The sequence below is a fragment of the Pelotalea chapellei genome (genome assembly GCF_018531195.1).
In the GTDB taxonomy this organism is placed as follows: domain Bacteria; phylum Desulfobacterota; class Desulfuromonadia; order Geobacterales; family Pseudopelobacteraceae; genus Pelotalea; species Pelotalea chapellei.
Genome location: NZ_JAHDYS010000004.1, coordinates 216,973 through 233,543, shown reverse-complemented (window position 1 = coordinate 233,543; position 16,571 = coordinate 216,973). Strand labels below are relative to the sequence as shown.

Genomic DNA, 16,571 nt, shown 5'->3' with positions numbered 1-16,571 from the left:
CACATTTAAAAAAGAGAGGGCGGAAACTGATGCTTCCGCCCTCTCTTTTTATTGCCTTGCTGCACTTTCCTGAAACCACGTCATTTAACCTTCCGTCAGTACCCTGTCTTCGTAGATGGCCTCCAGGCGTCGGCGGTGTCCCAGTTCTACATTGGCGAAATTCATCAGCACTTTCTGAAGCTTCTCGTCATCCGTCATGCCGGCCGCTGCCTTGTACAGCTGAAAAGCGTTTTCCTCTGTCTTCAGGGCATACGTCAGGATTTCACTGTAAGTCATGTCAGGGCGAAAGGGGACATTGGTCAGGTATTTGGCGATGCTGGATTCAGGCAGGGTGCAGACTTTGGCATGCTCTGCCTTTTCCTGGCTGATTTTGCTGAACACTTCTTTGTGGGTCGCCTCTTCGTCTGCAAGTTCGGCGAACATCTTTTTGGCAGCAATGGAAGTGCTCAGCTCTTCGGCCCTTTTATAGAGCTGGTATGCGGTGTCTTCACGTTCAACTGCAAAGGCAATCACTTCTTCAAGAGTGATAAATTTCATCAATTTCCTCCCAGGTGTGTTGGCCCTGCTACTTTTTGATAAATTCCACTTCCAGTGTAATAGCAACATCTTCAGCTACCACCATGCCGCCATTGTCCATCGTCTTACTCCAGTTTACGCCGAAGTCTTTGCGGTTGACCTGAGTCGTTGCCTCTGCTCCGCGGCGGATGTTGCCCCAGGGGTCCTTGACCTCCGTACTGAAACCTTCGACATCAAGTATGACCGGTCGGGTTACGCCCTTGATGGTCAGGTTGCCGGCTATTTTCAGTTTGTCTGTCCCGACCTTTTCCACCTTAGTCGAAGTGAAAGCCATGGCAGGAAATTTGGCTGCATCGAAGAAGTCCGCACTGCGCAGGTGGTCGTCCCGCTTCTTGATATGCGTGTTGACTGAAGCTGTATCGATTTTGACATCGACTTTGGATTTGGTGATGTCCTTATCATCCAGGTTAAGTGTGCCGCTCACTTTCTCGAAAACACCCTTGACGTTGTTGATCATCAAGTGCTTAACCTTGAACTGGACCGTTGAATGATCAGGGTCCAGAGTCCAGGTGGAGGCTGTGGCAGTTAGTGGCAGTATTAAAACCAGCATGGTCAGAAGAGCTAGAAAACGTTTCATGACATCCTCCTTTATTTTTTCAGATATTTCAGTACCTCTGCGGGGTGCTGCTCCGCTTTTGCCACCTTTGGCCATTGCTTCTGCACAATGCCGTCCGGTCCGATAATGACCGTAGAGCGGATGATGCCCATGGTGGTTCTGCCGCAGGCCGTTTTTTCGCCATAAGCACCATAGGCCTGCATCATGGTGGTATCAGGATCGGTCAGGAGTACAAAGGGAAGATTGAAGGCAGTGATGAATTTGTTGTGAGAGGCTGTGCTGTCTTTGCTCACTCCGAGCAGGACGGTGTTGTCCCCGGTAAGCTCCTGATAGCTGTCCCTGAAACCGCAGGCTTCCTTTGTGCAGCCGGGCGTGTTGTCACGCGGATAGAAATAAATTACCACTCGCTTTCCCAGATATTCCTTCAAGCTGTGTTGTTTACCGTCGCTCCCCTCCAACAGAAAATCAGGGGCTTTTTTGCCTTCCAGAGACATTGATCACTCCCTCCTTTTAAAGAAAATCAAACAGGACAATTTAAGTCCACAATAGCATTTTGTAGGAAAAGGTCAATTAAAAATCTCATTTGATGTGTTCAAGGGGCACATATAAAAGAAATTTGATTTTGGTCAATTGCTTTTGCTCGATTGTAGTTCATTAAGTAACCCGATGTGCACACTGTGTTGTTGGTTGGACATTCCATGCGATGAGTTGTCATCATGTAACGAAAGGAGAAAAGCATGCTGAAGAAAAGAATGGCACTGGTAGCAGTAGTAGCAGGTGCGGCAGCGGTACTCACGATTCCTGCTCTGACTACGGCGGCCAAAGCCAAGCCGGCAGCCAAAACAGCGAACGATGGTCGGGCAAAGTGTTACGAGTGTCATGAAGAGGTTAAGGCGCTCAAGGAAAACTCAAAGCACGCGGCGTTGTCCTGCAAAGTCTGCCATGACAAGATGGATGCTCACATGAGTGACCCTGAGAAGAACAAGCCGGTGACAATCATCGATCAGGCTCTGTGCGCCAAGTGCCATAAGGAACAGTTCGAGAGTTTCTTTAAAACTGACTATGAAGTGTCTGCCCGCAAGGAGAAGGGAACTCCCACCGGACGCTCCCCAATGCAGGACAAGCTCCTCGCACCCTACGGCTTTACATATGAACATAACGAAACCCGTGGCCATGCCTTCATGGTCATTGATCAATTCGTTGTGGATCGTTTTCAGGGAGGTCGTTTCCAGTTCAAGGATGGCTGGCAGGGTATTACTAAATCCGGCAAGACCTGGGATGTGCTGACAGACAAGGCTGAGGGCAACAAGGAGTGGAAGCCGATGTCCCAGACTGCCATGGCCGGGAACCCCACCTGCATCCAGTGCAAGACTTCTGACCACATTCTTAAATGGAAATTCCTCGGTGATAAGGACCCCAAGGCTAAGTGGAGCCGCGAGTCAAATATTGTCGATGTTGCCAAAGATACCAACAATGCGGTGGGCTGTATTCACTGCCACGATCCCCACGGTACTCAGCCGCGTATTGTTCGCGATGAGTTGATCAACCAGATCGACAAGGGAGCTAGCCTGTTTGCCGGAAAAGATGGAAAGACTGATCTCAAAGTGATCAGCTTCCGTGACGGCTTCCGCAAGATCGGTGTCATGCAGAAGACGGATTCCCGCATGATGTGCGCTCAGTGCCATGTGGAGTATGCCTGCGGCAAGGGTTATGAGTTCGGCAGCGGCAAGGGGGTCGGTTTCGATGACAAACGCACCAATCATATGCCGCAAACCCAGGTAATGCAGTTGCTGGAGCATTACCGCAAAATCAATTTCTATGATTTCAAACATGAAGTCACCGGCGCTCAATTGGTAAAACTGCAGCATCCTGAGGCGGAAACCTATGCCGGCAGCGTGCATGACAAGGCTGGCGTGCAGTGCCACCAGTGCCACATGCCAAAGATGAAGGGCAAAGGGGGCAAGATGTTCTCCAGCCACGGCGTGGTTCGCCCCAAGAATCATATCCAGGAATCCTGCCTTGGCTGCCATACCAAGGATAGTGTGGAGAAGAAGCGCAACGAGATGGAATCCGTGATCAACTATACCCGCGGCAAGATGCGCAAGGCAGAGTACTGGTTGGGGCAGTTGATCGACAATTATGCCGCTGCCCAGCGGATGGGCGTTTCCCCGACTGTCCTCGATCAGGCCCGTACCAAGCATGAAGAGGCCCATGTGCTGTGGGAGTGGTGGACGGCAGAAAACTCCGACGGTTTCCACAATCCAAGCCTTGCGCGGGAAAGTCTGGGAGCTTCGATCGCGACCTCCAAGGCGGCTGTAAAGATTCTTACCGATGCCATGGCAGTTGCCAGGAAGGATGAAGCAAAGAAGTAAGCTTGTCTCTTGAGTAACTTGGCAGCAACAAAAACGTGCCCCATTTCGTAAGGAGTGGGGCACGTTTTTGTCTGGAGAATGTATTTCTTTCCGCTTCCCCAGATTGTGTCTACGCATAGAAAAATGTTACATCTTCCCTCCTTTATCCGCGGTAAATCCCCCATATTTTGTTTATAATTTTAGTGTCACTAAAAAATACGTATGTACATATGCGCATGCAATATTGCTTGCATTTTTATAAGGCGTTGTGCATTAATTGATCTGCTTAAGAACTGCGTTCTATTTATGAAATTTTATTCACGCTAAAGGTGGTGCCGTGAAAAAGAAGAAGATGGTGATATCCCAGGAGACGATGGACATTGACTTTGTTCGCAAGGTTGAAGCTTTATCCGGAACCTCTGTGCGCCGCTGTTTCCAGTGCGGTAAATGTTCTGCCGGGTGCCCCATGGCCACCTTCATGGAACATCCACCCAACCGTGTGGTGCGCTTGCTTCAACTGGGGCAGTGGCAGCGAATATTGGCCGGCCGCTCCATCTGGTACTGCGCCTCGTGCGAGACCTGCTCCACCCGCTGTCCCAACAAAGTTCACCTGGCCTCGATCATGGACGCCCTGCGCAAACTCTCCTGGGATGCCGAAGGCCCCTCCAAGGAGAGCTACGTCCAGCTGGCCAACAAGCTGTTCCTGCAGAACATCCGCACCTACGGCCGCCAGTACGAAATGCGCCTCGCCGCCGTCTTCAACGTAAAAAGCGGCCAGTTTCTGAAAGACCTCATGCTCGGCCCCAAGCTGATCACCAAAGGCAAGCTGAAAATGTTCCACAAGAAGAACAGGAACATGAACGAAATCGAGAAGATCTTTGCCCGGATTGAAGAGATGCGGAAGAAGGGCGAAGCGTTGTAAAACATCATACTTATCCGTCGGATTCGACCGATCGGACCGATCCGACGGATCAAACAACTTTCGGAGAAACTTAGTGCCGACAAAAAACTCTCTTGATTACGCCTACTATCCCGGCTGTTCCCTGCATGCCTCAGCCGGCGAATACGACCTTTCCACCCGCAAACTGTTCAAAGCGCTCGGCATCGGCCTCACCGAAGTGCCGGACTGGTTCTGCTGCGGCGCCACACCGGCCCACAACGTTGACGAACTGTTGTCCCTCTCCCTGTGCGCCAAGAACCTGGAACTGGCCGAACAGGTCGAAGGTGATCTGGCTGTCGCCTGCGCCGCCTGCTTCTCACGGCTTAAGTTCACCCAGCACACCCTTGAAGAAAACAGCACCAAGCGCAAACAGGTCGAAACAGCCATCGACGCACCTGTCAAACTGGATGGCAAAGTCAAGCACCTGCTGGAAATCCTGGCCCGCGATCTGGGTCTCGAGCGACTGGCCGCCTCGGTCAAGAAACCGCTCTCAGGCCTCAAGGTCGCCTGCTACTACGGCTGCCTGCTGACCCGTCCACCCGATGTGCCCAATCTGGACTGTATCGAAGCGCCCACCATAATGGAAGATGTGCTGGGAGCGGTCGGTGCCGAAACCGTTGCCTGGAGCCACCGCATGGAGTGCTGCGGAGCCAACTTCACCCTCTCGCGCCCCGGAGTCGTCATCCAGCTGACCAACGCCATCCTCGAATCGGCCAAAGCGGCCGGCGCCGACTGCGTCATGGTCGGCTGCCCCCTGTGCCACGGCAACCTGGACATCCGGCAAAAAGAAATCGAAGGGGTCTACAAGACCACTTACAACATGCCGGTCTTCTACCTCACCCAGCTGGTCGGCCTGGCTGCAGGCCTGTCCGCCGACCAACTGGGCCTGGACGCATTGATCGTCAACCCCCTGCCGCTGTTGAAAGAAAAACATTTGCTGTAAAGCTTCACCACAAAGCCACAAAGGACACGAAGTGAGCGCAAAGGAAGAAATTGATTTTCTCTCAAACAAGATTATCGGGGCTGCTATCGAGGTTCATCGCCTGCTTGGCCCAGGTCTGCTCGAATCCGCATATGAAGAATGCATGTCAAGGGAACTGGAGCTCAGAGGAATCAAGGTAAAACGGCAAGTAATGCTGCCCATCGAATACAAGGGAATAAAGATCGACTCAGCATATCGTCTCGATCTCATCATTGAAGACTGCATTATCCTTGAACTGAAATCAGTGTCAGCAATTGAACCGATTCACGAATCTCAATTGCTAACTTATTTAAAGCTTACGAAACTTTGGCTGGGTCTTGTGATTAACTTTAATGTCCCTCTTCTTAAAGACGGGATCAAACGCATAGTCAATGGTCAGACTTTGTGAACCTTAGTGTCCTTTGTGGCTTTGTGGTGAACAATTTTACGAGGTTTAAATGTCACGAATAGGCGTATTCATCTGCCATTGCGGCGAAAACATATCCCGGACCGTCGACGTCGAACGGGTCGCTGCCCAGGTCGGCAAACTTCCCGGCGTAGCCTTCTCCACCGACTACAAATACATGTGCTCCGATCCGGGCCAGAACCTGCTCAAGAAAGCCATCCAGGAGCAGAAACTCTCCCACATCGTCGTCGCCGCCTGCTCTCCCCGCATGCACGAACGGACCTTCCGCAAAGCCGTCGAAGCCGCCGGCCTGAATCCCTTTCTGTGCGAAATGGCCAACATCCGCGAGCACTGCTCCTGGGTCCACGAAGATAAAGAAGAGGCCACCGCCAAAGCCATCGAAATCGTCGGCATGATGGTCGAGCGGGTCAAGAAGAACCGCGTCCTGCCCACCATCACCGTACCGGTCACCAAAAGATCACTCGTCATCGGCGGCGGCATCGCCGGCATCCAGGCCGCCCTCGACATCGCCGACTGCGGCCATGAAGTCATCCTCGTCGAGCGGGAACCATCCATCGGCGGCCACATGGCCCAGCTCTCCGAAACCTTCCCGACGCTCGACTGCTCCCAGTGCATCATGACCCCCAAAATGGTCGACGTTGCCAACCATCCCAAGATCACCCTCTACACCTGGTCCGAAGTCGAACTGGTCGAAGGGTACATCGGCAACTTCCAGGTCACCATCCGCAGAAAAGCCCGCTCCGTTGATGAAGACAAATGCACCGGCTGCGGCGTCTGCATGGAAAAATGCCCGATCAAGAAGATTCCCAACAAATTCGACTGCAACCTGGGAATGCGTCCGGCCATCTACGTCCCCTTTCCCCAGGCCGTGCCCAACACCCCGGTCATCGACCGGGCCAACTGCACCAAATTCAAAACCGGCAAATGCGGCCTGTGCCAGAAAGTCTGCGGCCCCGGCGCCATTGACTATGAACAGGAAGACACCCTCGTCGTCGAACCTGTCGGCGCCATCGTCGTAGCCACCGGCTTTGACCTTTACACCATCGACGAAAAACCGAAAGGCTCCGCCATCAAAGGCTACGGCGAATTCGGCCACGGCAAAATCCCGGACGTCATCGACGGCATGACCTTCGAGCGCCTCGCCTCCGCATCAGGCCCCACCGGCGGCAAAATCCTGCGCCCCTCCGACGGCAAAGAACCCAAGCAGATCGTCTTCATTCAATGCATCGGCTCCAGAGCCAGAGAAAAAGGCATCTCCTACTGCTCCAAAGTCTGCTGCATGTACACCGCCAAACACACCATGCTCTACCATCACAAAGTCCACGACGGACAAGCCTACGTCTTCTTCATGGATGCCAGGACACCGGGCAAAAACTACGATGAATTCTGGCGCAGATCCATCGAAGAGGAAGAAGCGGTCTACATCCGGGGTATGGTCTCGCGCCTCTACCAGAAGGGTGACAAGATCGTCGTCATGGGCAGCGACATCGCCGTCGGCGTCCAGGTTGAAATCGAAGCCGACATGGTCGTCCTCGCCACCGCCGTCCAGCCCCAGAAAGGTGCCGACAGCCTGGCCCAGAAACTGGGCATCTCCTACGACAAATATAACTTCTACTCCGAAGCCCACGCCAAGCTGCGCCCCGTAGAATGCGCCACCGCCGGTATCTACCTGGCCGGCGCCTGCCAGGGTCCCAAAGACATCCCCGACGCCGTCTCCCAAGCGAGTGCCGCCGCCGCCAAAGTCATGACCCTCTTTGCCAAAGACAAACTCGAGCGGGAACCGATCGTCGCAAGAGTCAAGGAAGGAGGCTGCGTCGGCTGCTTTGCCTGCAAAAAAGTCTGTGCCTACGGAGCAGTAGAAGAAAAGGAAATCAGAGACCGCCAGGGCAACCTGATCAAAGTCGTAGCCTACGTCAACCCCGGCGTCTGCGGAGGCTGCGGCACCTGCCAGGCCACCTGTCCCTCGAAGAGTGTTGAATTGGATGGGTATACTGATGAGCAGATAGTTGCAATGATAGAGGCATTATAAAAACAAGATCGGACCGATCGGTCGGATCCGACGGATCGGTCCGATCAAGGAAATTCAATGCACCCTGAAAAACCAAAACACGACTTCGAACCCAAAATAATCGCCTTTGTCTGCACCTGGTGCACCTATGCCGGGGCTGATCTGGCCGGAACATCACGCATGCAGTACCCCCCCAACGTGCGGGTGCTCAAGTTTCCCTGCACCGGCCGTATCGACCCGGTCTTCATCCTCAAAGCCTTCCAGCAAGGTGCCGACGGCGTGCTCGTCTCCGGGTGCCATCCCGGCGACTGCCACTACATCGCCGGCAACTTCCACGCCAGACGACGTTTCGCCGCTTTCAGGAAACTGCTCGAATTCGTAGGCGTTGACCTTAACCGCCTGCAGTTTTCCTGGGTTTCAGCAGCCGAAGGGGGCAAATGGGTGGAAGTCGTCACCGAACTCACCGAAAAGGTGCGGAGCATGGGGCCGATGGTGGAATTCAAGGAACTGGCCCTGGAAGAACAGTGGTCCGGTGCGATCGACACACCGGAATTGAAGGAAGCGTACGAGCAGATTTAAATGCAAAACAACAAAAGCTTGCCTCTCGCAAAGGCGCAAAGCCCGCAAAGAAAGGCTGAAAATCTGATCAACAGCAATAAACGGCATAAATGATTTTGTTTTACCCCGATTACTAGGGGTTCAGATTTTGTCTTTGCACTTCTTTGCGTCTTTGCGGCTTTGCGCGAGACCGCCTTTCAGTTTTTAATGATTCTGTGCAGCTAAAGGTTCTGAAATGACCCAACCAATCGATACATCCATCTACGCCGCTGTCACCGCAGCCATCCAAGGCGAAGCCAAACGCATCCTCTCCGAAGGCCAGGTCACTGCCATCGTCGGCTACGCCGCCGCCCGCCGCAAAGGTTCTGCCCAGCCGATCGTCATCAGCCAACCTGACGATGCCCAAAAACTTATCTTCACACCAGCCTGCGTCAACAACCTGGCCGTGTACCTGACCAAAGCCAAAAAAGAGATTCCCAAAACCGGCAAGATCGGCATCGTCGTCAAAGGGTGCGACCTGAAAGCGCTGGCGGGACTGATGGGTGAGTCGCAGCTGAAACGGGAGAACCTGTACCTGATCGGCGTCCCCTGCGCCGGAGTACTCGGCTCTACCATTCAGCCGGATACAGAGTTGACCAGTGACAGCATTGCCCCCAAATGCACCGAGTGCAACGAGCGCATGCCTCCGGAGTGCGACTTTGTGCCTGCCGTCCAGGTACCGGTCAATCAGGGGCTGGAGAAGAAATATGCCGCAGAAATCGCCCGCCTGGAAGCCCTGACTCCACAAGAGCGCTGGGCCTACTGGAAAGAGCAGTTCTCCAAATGCATCAAATGCTACGCCTGCCGCCAGGTCTGCCCTTTCTGCTTCTGTGAACAGTGCCTGTGTGACCGCAACAAACCCCAGATGGTCGAAACCACCCCCCGTCCGGCAGGCAACTTCGCCTGGCACATCGTGCGTGCCATGCACCTGGCCGGCAGATGCGCCGGCTGCGCCGAATGCGAACGGGTCTGCCCCATGGACATTCCCCTTAATCTCTTGAACCGCAAGATGGCCAAAGAGCTCAAAGAACTGTTTGAACACGAAGCCGGTTTCGAAGTGCAGGAAAAAGGACCGCTGAACAGCTTCACCGACAAGGATGACCAGAGCTTCATAAAATGATTGTTGTTAAACCACAAAGACACAAAGGCACAAAGAACAGCAGGACTGAAACAATGAAAATCTTTTTAATGATTTAACACCAAAAGCTTTTTGTTTTTCTTTGTGTCTTCGTGCCTTTGTGGTGAGAAAAGGTTGTCGAATGCAAAACTACATCTCCCAACAAAACTTTAATGCCCTGCTGGACAGTCTGATCTCCCAGGGGAAACGAGTCGTGGCTCCGCGCACCAACGCCGGCACCGTGCTCTACGAACCGCTCGCCAATGCCGCAGACATGGTCATCGACCAGTTGCCGCGCAGATCCGGCAAGGAAGCCTTCTTTCCGCTCTGCGAAGACATCATGACCTACCAGAAAGAAGGACAGAAGATCGAACTGCAGGACATCGATCCAACCCGCTTTCTGGAAACCGTGCTGGTCGGGGTACGTCCCTGCGACGCTGCCGCCATTCCGGTGCTGGATGCGGTCTTCTCCTGGGACTACAAGGATGAGTTCTTCCTGGAGCGCAGAAAGAAGACCACCATCATCGGCCTGGCCTGTACCCAGGCGGATGATGCCTGCTTCTGCACCGCCGTAGGACTTACGCCGGCTGATCCCAAAGGAGCCGACCTGTTCCTGACTCCCCTGGAAGGGGGAGGGTATGCCTGCGAAACCCAGAGCGAAAAAGGTGAAGCGCTGGTCGCCAACAACAAAGAGCTCTTCGCAGAACCGAACGGTTACAAACCGCTTCCCTTGGCCGAACCGCAGACCGGGAAATTCGATCTGAAGAAGGTCAAAGCCTGGCTTGACGAGCACTTCGAAGACCCGGCCTGGGACTCCATCGCCACCCGCTGCGTCGGTTGCGGCGCATGCGCCTTTGTTTGTCCTGCCTGCCACTGTTTCGATATCGTCGACGAAGGCACCGAAAAGCAGGGCAAGCGCAGAAAGAACTGGGATGCCTGCGGCTTCTGGAAATTCACCCACCACGCCTCGGGGCACAACCCCCGCGACCAGCAGCCCAAACGCTACAGAAACCGCATCATGCACAAGTTCAAATACTATGACGACAAATTCGGCCAGACCCTCTGCACCGGCTGCGGCAGATGTATTCGTCTCTGCCCGGTGGGGATCGATATTGCCGATATCCTGCAGGATATCGACAAGATCGAGGTTAAGGTTAAGGTTGAGGAAAACTCTTAAAAAGAAAGGTTGAGATTGAGATTAAGTTTGAGGAACCCCCTAAACCTTAATCTCAACCTCAACCTCAACCTGAGGTTTATATATGTGTGAAAATACCAACAAAAACATCTACCTCCCGTATCTGGCTACTGTTGAAGAAGTCATCGACGAAACCCCGGATGTGCGTACCCTCAGGCTGGTCTTTCAGGACGAGCAGGTCAGGGAAAACTTCAGCTTCCGGGCCGGCCAGTTTGCCGAATACTCCGCCTTTGGAGCAGGCGAATCCACCTTCTGCATTGCCTCCTCGCCGACACGCAAAGGATACATCGAATGCTGCTTCCGCTCCGTGGGACGGGTGACCGAAGAACTGCGCCGCCTGGAACCAGGTGACACCATGGGCGTACGCGGGCCCTACGGCAATTCCTATCCCATCGAAGAATTATTCGGCAAGAACCTGGTCTTCGTGGCTGGAGGCATAGCCCTGCCCCCCTTGAGAACCCTGATCTGGAACTGTCTCGACTTGCGGGACAAGTTCGGCGAGATCACCATTGTCTACGGAGCACGGACTCAAGCCGATCTGGTCTACAAACGGGAGCTGCAAGAATGGGAACAAAGAGGTGATGTGCGGCTGGTCAAGACCGTTGATCCGGGAGGAAACGGACCTGACTGGGACGGCCAGGTAGGATTCGTGCCGACCATTCTGGCAGAGACAGCCCCCTCAGCCGACAACACCATTGCCCTGGTCTGCGGTCCGCCGGTGATGATCAAGTTCACCCTGCCGGTACTGGAAAAGCTCTGCTTCGGCGACGATCAGGTCTACACCACCCTGGAAAACAGGATGAAATGCGGCCTTGGCAAGTGCGGCCGCTGCAACGTGGGTAATGTATATGTCTGCAAGGATGGGCCGGTGTTTACCGCTGCTCAGGTCAAGGCTATGCCGATGGAGTTTTGACAGGTCGTTGAAAAACAGCCATCTCGCCGCCGTCCTCGAAATCCGCCTTGTGCGGCGTAGCGCTGCAGACCCTCACCCAATCCCTCTCCCAGAGGGAAAGGGCAATGCATGTTCTCCCCCCTCTGGGGGAGAGATAGAGAGAGGGCTGGGCTCCGCGGGGCTTTCTCCGGGGGCGACGATCTGACTATTTTTGAACAACCTGAGTTTTTCAACAGCTTGTTAAAGGTTAAATCGTGAAAGATACTGGGAGGCGGTAAAGCGGAGAGATCTGAATAGCCGTGCTTATGTTTATTTTCCCAAAGCTTCCTCAATCTTCTTCAAGTCCAATCCCTCTATAATTCTGCCTGAGATCATGAAGGTCGGTGTGGAACGCACTCCGGCCTTTTTGGCAATTTCCATTTGCGCACCCTGCAATTTTATTCCATCTGGAGAAGCATCAAACTTCTGTACTCCATCCATGCTTCCTGACATTACCTGGTGATAGGCACTGGCCTTGTCTTTCTGGGAAAGGATGAACTGCACCTTTTCTTTTGCCTTGGGGTGACGGGGCAGGGGATAGAAGAAAACCTGGCGCGTAACGTCAGGCCGCTTATCAAAATAAAGGGAGGCCTGGCGACAGAAGGGGCAGTCAGGATCGGTAAACTCAACCACAGTCTTTGGCCCGGAACCGACAGTCACCGCTTTGCTGAAATCCAGAGCGGCAGCAGGCAATGCGGTGGCGAGAAACAGGAGTGTTGCGATAGTGCAAAAGTAAAGCTGCTTGTAGGTCGGCATGAGTTTTTCTTTCGTGTGCGGTTATGCTTGGAATTCTTTGCAGGGAAGCAGGATCATGAATTCGCTTCCGGATCCGATGGCGCTTTTAACCCAGATTATTCCGCCAAGGTTCTGTACGGCCAGCTTGCAGAAAGCAAGGCCAAGTCCAGCTCCGCCTTGTGCACGTGAACTCTGCCTTGACTGTACGAAGCGATCAAAAATACTTTCCAGGTCTTCTTCAGGAATGCCGCTGCCGGTGTCCTTGACACTCAGGCAGAGGAGACGATCAGAGTCCAGCAAAGTCGGTGATTGACTGATCGCATAGGGAGGGATCTCCAGCTCTTCAACAGAGCTGCTGCTGATGGTATGACAGGAGAGTTTGACTTCACCATCCACGGGCGTGAACTTGAATGCGTTGCCTAATAAATTGCCGATGACTCGTGTAAGGGCGCGGCGATCCACATCCATGGTCGGCAGATCAGAGCCTAATTGCACAGTCAGCTTGACTTCTTCACGCTGTGCCAGCATGGTCAGTCGGCCAGTCAACGAAGATATTATTTCGTGAATATTCTCAGGCCGGATCTTCATCGGCATTCTTCCCGCTTCGAAGCGATGAATGTCCAGAAGGTTGTCAATCATCGATACCACTTCGTTGCAACTATCAATTGCTGATTGAAGGTACTCGGCCTGTTCCGGGTTGATTGCGCCCAAGCGTCCTTCTCTCATGATGTCAATTGAGCCGATGACAGCGGTGATTGGATTCTTCAGGTCGTGGGAAAGCATGGAAACGAAATCATCTTTTTCCTGCTCAAGGCGTTGTTTTTCCAGCAATGTGATCCGGTTTTCAACGGCCCGTTCCACGCGTTGAAGTAAATCGTTCAGATCAAAGGGTTTAGCAACATAATCCTGCGCACCCTTTTTCATGCAATCAACAGCCAGGCTTTCACTACCGTGGGCAGTCATCATCACGACTGCAGTATCGCAGCCTGATTGGCGGGTTTTTTCCAGAACCTCGACGCCGCTCATCCCTGGCATTCTGATGTCCAGCAGCAACAGCGAATAAGTATCTTTCGCCAGCATTGCCAGGCAGGTTTCACCGTCTTTTGCCCAGGCGGTTTCGTATCCCTGATCTTCAAGATGCAGTTTGAGAATCAGGGCGATATCTGCTTCGTCATCGGTGATAAGAATCTTGACAGGAGTTTTCATGAAGGTGCTCCATTTTGAACCTGTGCGGCCAGAAATGCTTCAGCCAGAACCAGATCTTCGGGAGTTGTGATCTTGATGTTGTGGTAATCGCCCCGAACTATACGTACTTTACCACTACTCCGCTCGACCAGGGAAGCATCATCAGTGCCGAGGAAACAATCCAGTTCAGCTTTGCGATGGGCCTCATGTATGACGCTGAAGCGGAAGGATTGCGGAGTCTGGGCCTGCCAGAGGGTTTCTCTTGCAGGAGTGTCGACAACGATGCCGTTTATGACGGTTTTAATGGTGTCCTTGGCAGGTACGGCCACCAGCGCCCCGTCATTGGAACGGGCAACATCAATCGACTGTTGCAGCAGATCAGCGGAGATAAACGGCCGAACACCATCATGTATGAGGATGACATCGCCAGCCGAAGCATGGCGCTCAAGAGCAACCAGGCCGTTCATCACTGAGTTTTGTCGCTCTTTACCCCCTGGTACTATTTCGATTACCTTGCTGAAGTTGCCAGCCTTCACTACCTCTTCCCTGCAATAGGGGATCTCATCGGCGGGTGTGACCAGGCAAATGCCAGTGATCAAAGGACACTTTTCAAAGACCGAAAGTGTGTGGGCCAGGATGGGGCGTCCGTCCAGCAACAGGTACTGCTTGTTGATCGACGCACCCATGCGTTTGCCCATGCCTGCTGCAGGGATCAGTGCAAATGCTTTTACTGCGTTCATGGATGCTCCGTAGCCAGAGAACCGGCTGCTTCTGTCAGAGACTGGGCCAGTGCAGGGATGTCCTGATCCATGATGGTGCGCACATCCAGGAGGAATTGGCCTTTGTGGATCCGGCCGATCACCGGAGTGGATGCCCGCCTTAATGCAGTTTCAACTCTCTGGGGAGAGTTGTCGGCGATGGTTACTTCAAGAAGGGTCGTTTTTAGCTGGAGTAGCGGGAAAGAACCGCCCCCTGCACTGGATTCTCCCTGATGTTTGGTGAGCGATACTGTCGGAGGGAGGGATTGCCTGAGTTTGCGGCGGATGGTCTCTGCGCGCCGGGACAGCTCTGCGGCTGACATGGTCAGCATTCGCAGGACAGGGATTTCCTGCAGTGCACGGCGCTCGTCGCGATAGAGCCGCAGTGTTGCTTCCAGGGCAGCAAGGGATAATTTGTCCATGCGGAAGGCGCGCAGCAGTGGGTGCTGTTTCATCGGGTCCACCAGATGCTTTTTGCCGGCAATGATACCGGCCTGTGGTCCGCCAAGGAGCTTGTCGCCGCTGAAGGTAACTACATCGGCGCCATCTTGCAAATATTGCCGAATGGTTGGTTCACCATGAATGTCATAGGGGCTGAGATCTACCAGGCAACCGCTTCCGGCGTCCAGCATCACAGGAATTCCCTCTTTCTGGCCAATGCCGGCCATGTCGGAAATCGTTGTTTCCGCAGTGAAGCCGACCACCGCAAAATTGCTGGTATGGACCTTGAGGAGGAGTGCAGTGTTGGCGGTAATGGCGCTTTGAAAATCTCGGGGGTGAGTGCGATTGGTTGTGCCGACCTCTACCAGAGTGGCTCCGCTTTGGCGCATTACATCGGGGATGCGGAAGGAACCGCCGATTTCGACCAGTTCGCCTCTGGAGAGGATTACCTCGCGGTTGCCGGCAAGTGAAGAGAGAGCCAGAATTACGGCAGCGGCATTATTGTTAACAACCAGAGCTGACTCCGCCCCGGTTAATTCGCAGATCAGTCCCTCCACATGGGAGTTGCGGCGACCGCGATTGCCGCTTTCCAGATCGTATTCCAGATTGCAGTAGCCCGGTGAGACAGACTCGACAGCAATCTCGGCTGCACGGGCCAGCGGGGCTCGTCCCAGATTGGTATGGACCACAACGCCGGTTGCGTTGATCACTCGTTTGAGACTCTGTGCGCTGCGCTGCTCAAGCTGCAAACCTATTGCTGCAATTAGCGCGGTACGACCGGTCTGCGCACCTTCCTTGCCATTGAGGAGCTGCTCTCTGAGGTGGTCCAGGGTAGTGCGCACCGCCTTGAGTACTTCTGATCGCGGATGGTCAGCCAGCAGGAGCGCCATTTCAGGCCATTCCAGTAATCGATCTACTTTAGGGATGTCTTTTAAGGTTTTCAGATTCAGTGCAGCCACCCCTGACCGACCAGTTGAGGGCTGACCGCTTTGTCGCCTGCCTGGGCGGGCAGTGCCGTCGGTGTACGTCCATCCACCAGAACCCGGCCGCCATATTCGGCATTCAGGCGGACTAGCGCCTCGGCAGTTGCCGCATCTCGGCGACGAAAGGCCTCAATTATTTTTTCATGTTCCTGTACGGATATCGTCATTCTTTCGGGCAGGCTGAGTGACATCAGCCGCAGGCGCTGAAAACGATTAACCACGCTGGTAATCAGTTCCCGAAGTTTTTCATTGTCAGCTGCTTTAATGAAAAGATCATGGAAATCGTTGTGGATCTTAAAAAAGGTTTTGACGTCATTATGGCTTGCCAAATCAGCAAGACGATTATTGATGGCCTGGAGTCGGTCAAGTTCTTTGTTGGTCAGCTTGTCGCATGCACAGCGGGCCGCGTAACCTTCCAGAATGGCCTTGATAGCATAGAATTCTTCCACATCCTTCTGGTTGAATTCGCTCACTACAGCTCCCCGTCGAGGAATAACCGTCAGGTAGCCTTCTGACTCAAGCTGGCGAAAGGCTTCTCGAATGGGAGTTCGGCTGATGCCGTAGCGTTCGGCCAGCTCCGGTTCAGATACACGGCTGCCTGCTTTGAGCGATCCGGAAATGATTGCATCCCGTATGTTTTCGAGGATTTTTTCACGCAGTGTCAGATGTTTTTCCATCGGTTTTTTCATTCTGGGACTCCGCTCCAAAAAATTTGGCCCATTGTATACAGTATGCAACTTTTGTCAACTCTAACCTTTTAGATTTTAACATTTTTATACATCTCCCCAGAGGTATTGATCGGTTTTTTAA

At 53.5% G+C, this 16,571-nt stretch carries 18 protein-coding genes and 1 pseudogene; 10 read left to right on the top strand and 9 right to left on the bottom strand.

Annotated elements, in window-relative coordinates:
- Window positions 1–84: 84 nt before the first annotated feature.
- Genes KJB30_RS06030 through KJB30_RS06020 form a run of 3 tightly spaced genes read right to left on the bottom strand, consistent with a single transcriptional unit; the run spans window position 85 to window position 1,626 of the window.
- Entirely contained in the window at window positions 85–537 is a 453-nt protein-coding gene (locus tag KJB30_RS06030) for a ferritin family protein (RefSeq protein ID WP_214297040.1), read from the bottom strand.
- 28 nt (window positions 538–565) lie between these two features.
- Window positions 566–1,153, bottom strand: a complete 588-nt coding sequence (locus tag KJB30_RS06025) for a YceI family protein (protein ID WP_214297039.1) — start codon at window positions 1,151–1,153, stop codon at window positions 566–568.
- An 11-nt stretch (window positions 1,154–1,164) separates the two neighbouring features.
- Window positions 1,165–1,626: a peroxiredoxin gene (locus KJB30_RS06020; protein WP_214297038.1), complete on the bottom strand. Its 462-nt coding sequence runs from the start codon at window positions 1,624–1,626 to the stop codon at window positions 1,165–1,167.
- 243 nt (window positions 1,627–1,869) lie between these two features.
- Here KJB30_RS06020 and KJB30_RS06015 point away from each other — a divergent pair, with 243 nt between their 5' ends.
- The 4 genes from KJB30_RS06015 (at window position 1,870) to KJB30_RS06000 (ending at window position 5,793) form a co-directional block, all read left to right on the top strand.
- Complete coding sequence (locus tag KJB30_RS06015; protein ID WP_214297037.1) at window positions 1,870–3,504, top strand: ammonia-forming cytochrome c nitrite reductase subunit c552; 1,635 nt, start codon at window positions 1,870–1,872, stop codon at window positions 3,502–3,504.
- Between the two features lie 316 nt (window positions 3,505–3,820).
- Window positions 3,821–4,405: a 4Fe-4S dicluster domain-containing protein gene (locus tag KJB30_RS06010; protein ID WP_214297036.1), complete on the top strand. Its 585-nt coding sequence runs from the start codon at window positions 3,821–3,823 to the stop codon at window positions 4,403–4,405.
- Between the two features lie 73 nt (window positions 4,406–4,478).
- Window positions 4,479–5,366, top strand: a complete 888-nt coding sequence (locus KJB30_RS06005) for a CoB--CoM heterodisulfide reductase iron-sulfur subunit B family protein (protein WP_214297035.1) — start codon at window positions 4,479–4,481, stop codon at window positions 5,364–5,366.
- 31 nt (window positions 5,367–5,397) lie between these two features.
- The gene (locus KJB30_RS06000; protein WP_214297034.1) at window positions 5,398–5,793 is read left to right on the top strand and encodes a GxxExxY protein; all 396 of its coding nucleotides are present in this window, start codon (window positions 5,398–5,400) and stop codon (window positions 5,791–5,793) included.
- Between the two features lie 52 nt (window positions 5,794–5,845).
- Here the strand turns inward: KJB30_RS06000 and KJB30_RS18630 are convergent, their stop codons facing one another.
- The gene (locus KJB30_RS18630) at window positions 5,846–6,064 is read right to left on the bottom strand and encodes a hypothetical protein (protein WP_496198528.1); all 219 of its coding nucleotides are present in this window, start codon (window positions 6,062–6,064) and stop codon (window positions 5,846–5,848) included.
- On the opposite strand from KJB30_RS18630, the pseudogene KJB30_RS18625 reads away from it, so the two are divergent.
- The 6 genes and pseudogenes from KJB30_RS18625 to KJB30_RS05975 all read left to right on the top strand — a co-directional run.
- Window positions 5,969–6,367 (top strand): annotated as a pseudogene (locus tag KJB30_RS18625) (FAD-binding protein); the annotation flags it as partial. The gene KJB30_RS18630 and the pseudogene KJB30_RS18625 overlap by 96 nt on opposite strands.
- A gap of 9 nt (window positions 6,368–6,376) precedes the next feature.
- Window positions 6,377–7,840, top strand: a complete 1,464-nt coding sequence (locus KJB30_RS05995) for a 4Fe-4S dicluster domain-containing protein (RefSeq protein WP_496198527.1) — start codon at window positions 6,377–6,379, stop codon at window positions 7,838–7,840.
- Between the two features lie 57 nt (window positions 7,841–7,897).
- On the top strand, window positions 7,898–8,398 hold the full coding sequence (locus KJB30_RS05990; protein ID WP_214297032.1) for a hydrogenase iron-sulfur subunit: 501 nt from the start codon (window positions 7,898–7,900) through the stop codon (window positions 8,396–8,398).
- Window positions 8,399–8,612: 214 nt separating this feature from the next.
- Window positions 8,613–9,536 carry a ferredoxin family protein gene (locus tag KJB30_RS05985; protein ID WP_214297031.1) on the top strand — a complete coding sequence of 308 codons (924 nt, stop codon included), beginning with the start codon at window positions 8,613–8,615 and terminating at the stop codon, window positions 9,534–9,536.
- A 139-nt stretch (window positions 9,537–9,675) separates the two neighbouring features.
- Window positions 9,676–10,710 carry a 4Fe-4S dicluster domain-containing protein gene (locus KJB30_RS05980; RefSeq protein WP_214297030.1) on the top strand — a complete coding sequence of 345 codons (1,035 nt, stop codon included), beginning with the start codon at window positions 9,676–9,678 and terminating at the stop codon, window positions 10,708–10,710.
- An 82-nt stretch (window positions 10,711–10,792) separates the two neighbouring features.
- Window positions 10,793–11,641 carry an FAD/NAD(P)-binding protein gene (locus KJB30_RS05975; RefSeq protein WP_214297029.1) on the top strand — a complete coding sequence of 283 codons (849 nt, stop codon included), beginning with the start codon at window positions 10,793–10,795 and terminating at the stop codon, window positions 11,639–11,641.
- Window positions 11,642–11,929: 288 nt separating this feature from the next.
- On the opposite strand, the gene KJB30_RS05970 is transcribed toward KJB30_RS05975, so the two are convergent.
- From KJB30_RS05970 to KJB30_RS05950, 5 genes are read right to left on the bottom strand one after another with little or no spacing between them, the layout of a single operon-like run.
- The gene (locus tag KJB30_RS05970; RefSeq protein WP_214297028.1) at window positions 11,930–12,415 is read right to left on the bottom strand and encodes a thioredoxin fold domain-containing protein; all 486 of its coding nucleotides are present in this window, start codon (window positions 12,413–12,415) and stop codon (window positions 11,930–11,932) included.
- Window positions 12,416–12,436: 21 nt separating this feature from the next.
- Complete coding sequence (locus KJB30_RS05965; RefSeq protein ID WP_214297027.1) at window positions 12,437–13,600, bottom strand: ATP-binding response regulator; 1,164 nt, start codon at window positions 13,598–13,600, stop codon at window positions 12,437–12,439.
- Window positions 13,597–14,319 carry a 2-C-methyl-D-erythritol 4-phosphate cytidylyltransferase gene (ispD, locus tag KJB30_RS05960; RefSeq protein ID WP_214297026.1) on the bottom strand — a complete coding sequence of 241 codons (723 nt, stop codon included), beginning with the start codon at window positions 14,317–14,319 and terminating at the stop codon, window positions 13,597–13,599. Before ispD ends, KJB30_RS05965 begins: the two co-directional genes overlap by 4 nt.
- Window positions 14,316–15,722, bottom strand: a complete 1,407-nt coding sequence (gene selA / locus KJB30_RS05955; RefSeq protein ID WP_214297108.1) for an L-seryl-tRNA(Sec) selenium transferase — start codon at window positions 15,720–15,722, stop codon at window positions 14,316–14,318. Before selA ends, ispD begins: the two co-directional genes overlap by 4 nt.
- A gap of 2 nt (window positions 15,723–15,724) precedes the next feature.
- A complete protein-coding gene (locus KJB30_RS05950) occupies window positions 15,725–16,450 on the bottom strand; it encodes a GntR family transcriptional regulator (RefSeq protein ID WP_214297025.1) in 726 nt (241 codons plus the stop codon).
- Between the last annotated feature and the right edge of the window lie 121 nt (window positions 16,451–16,571).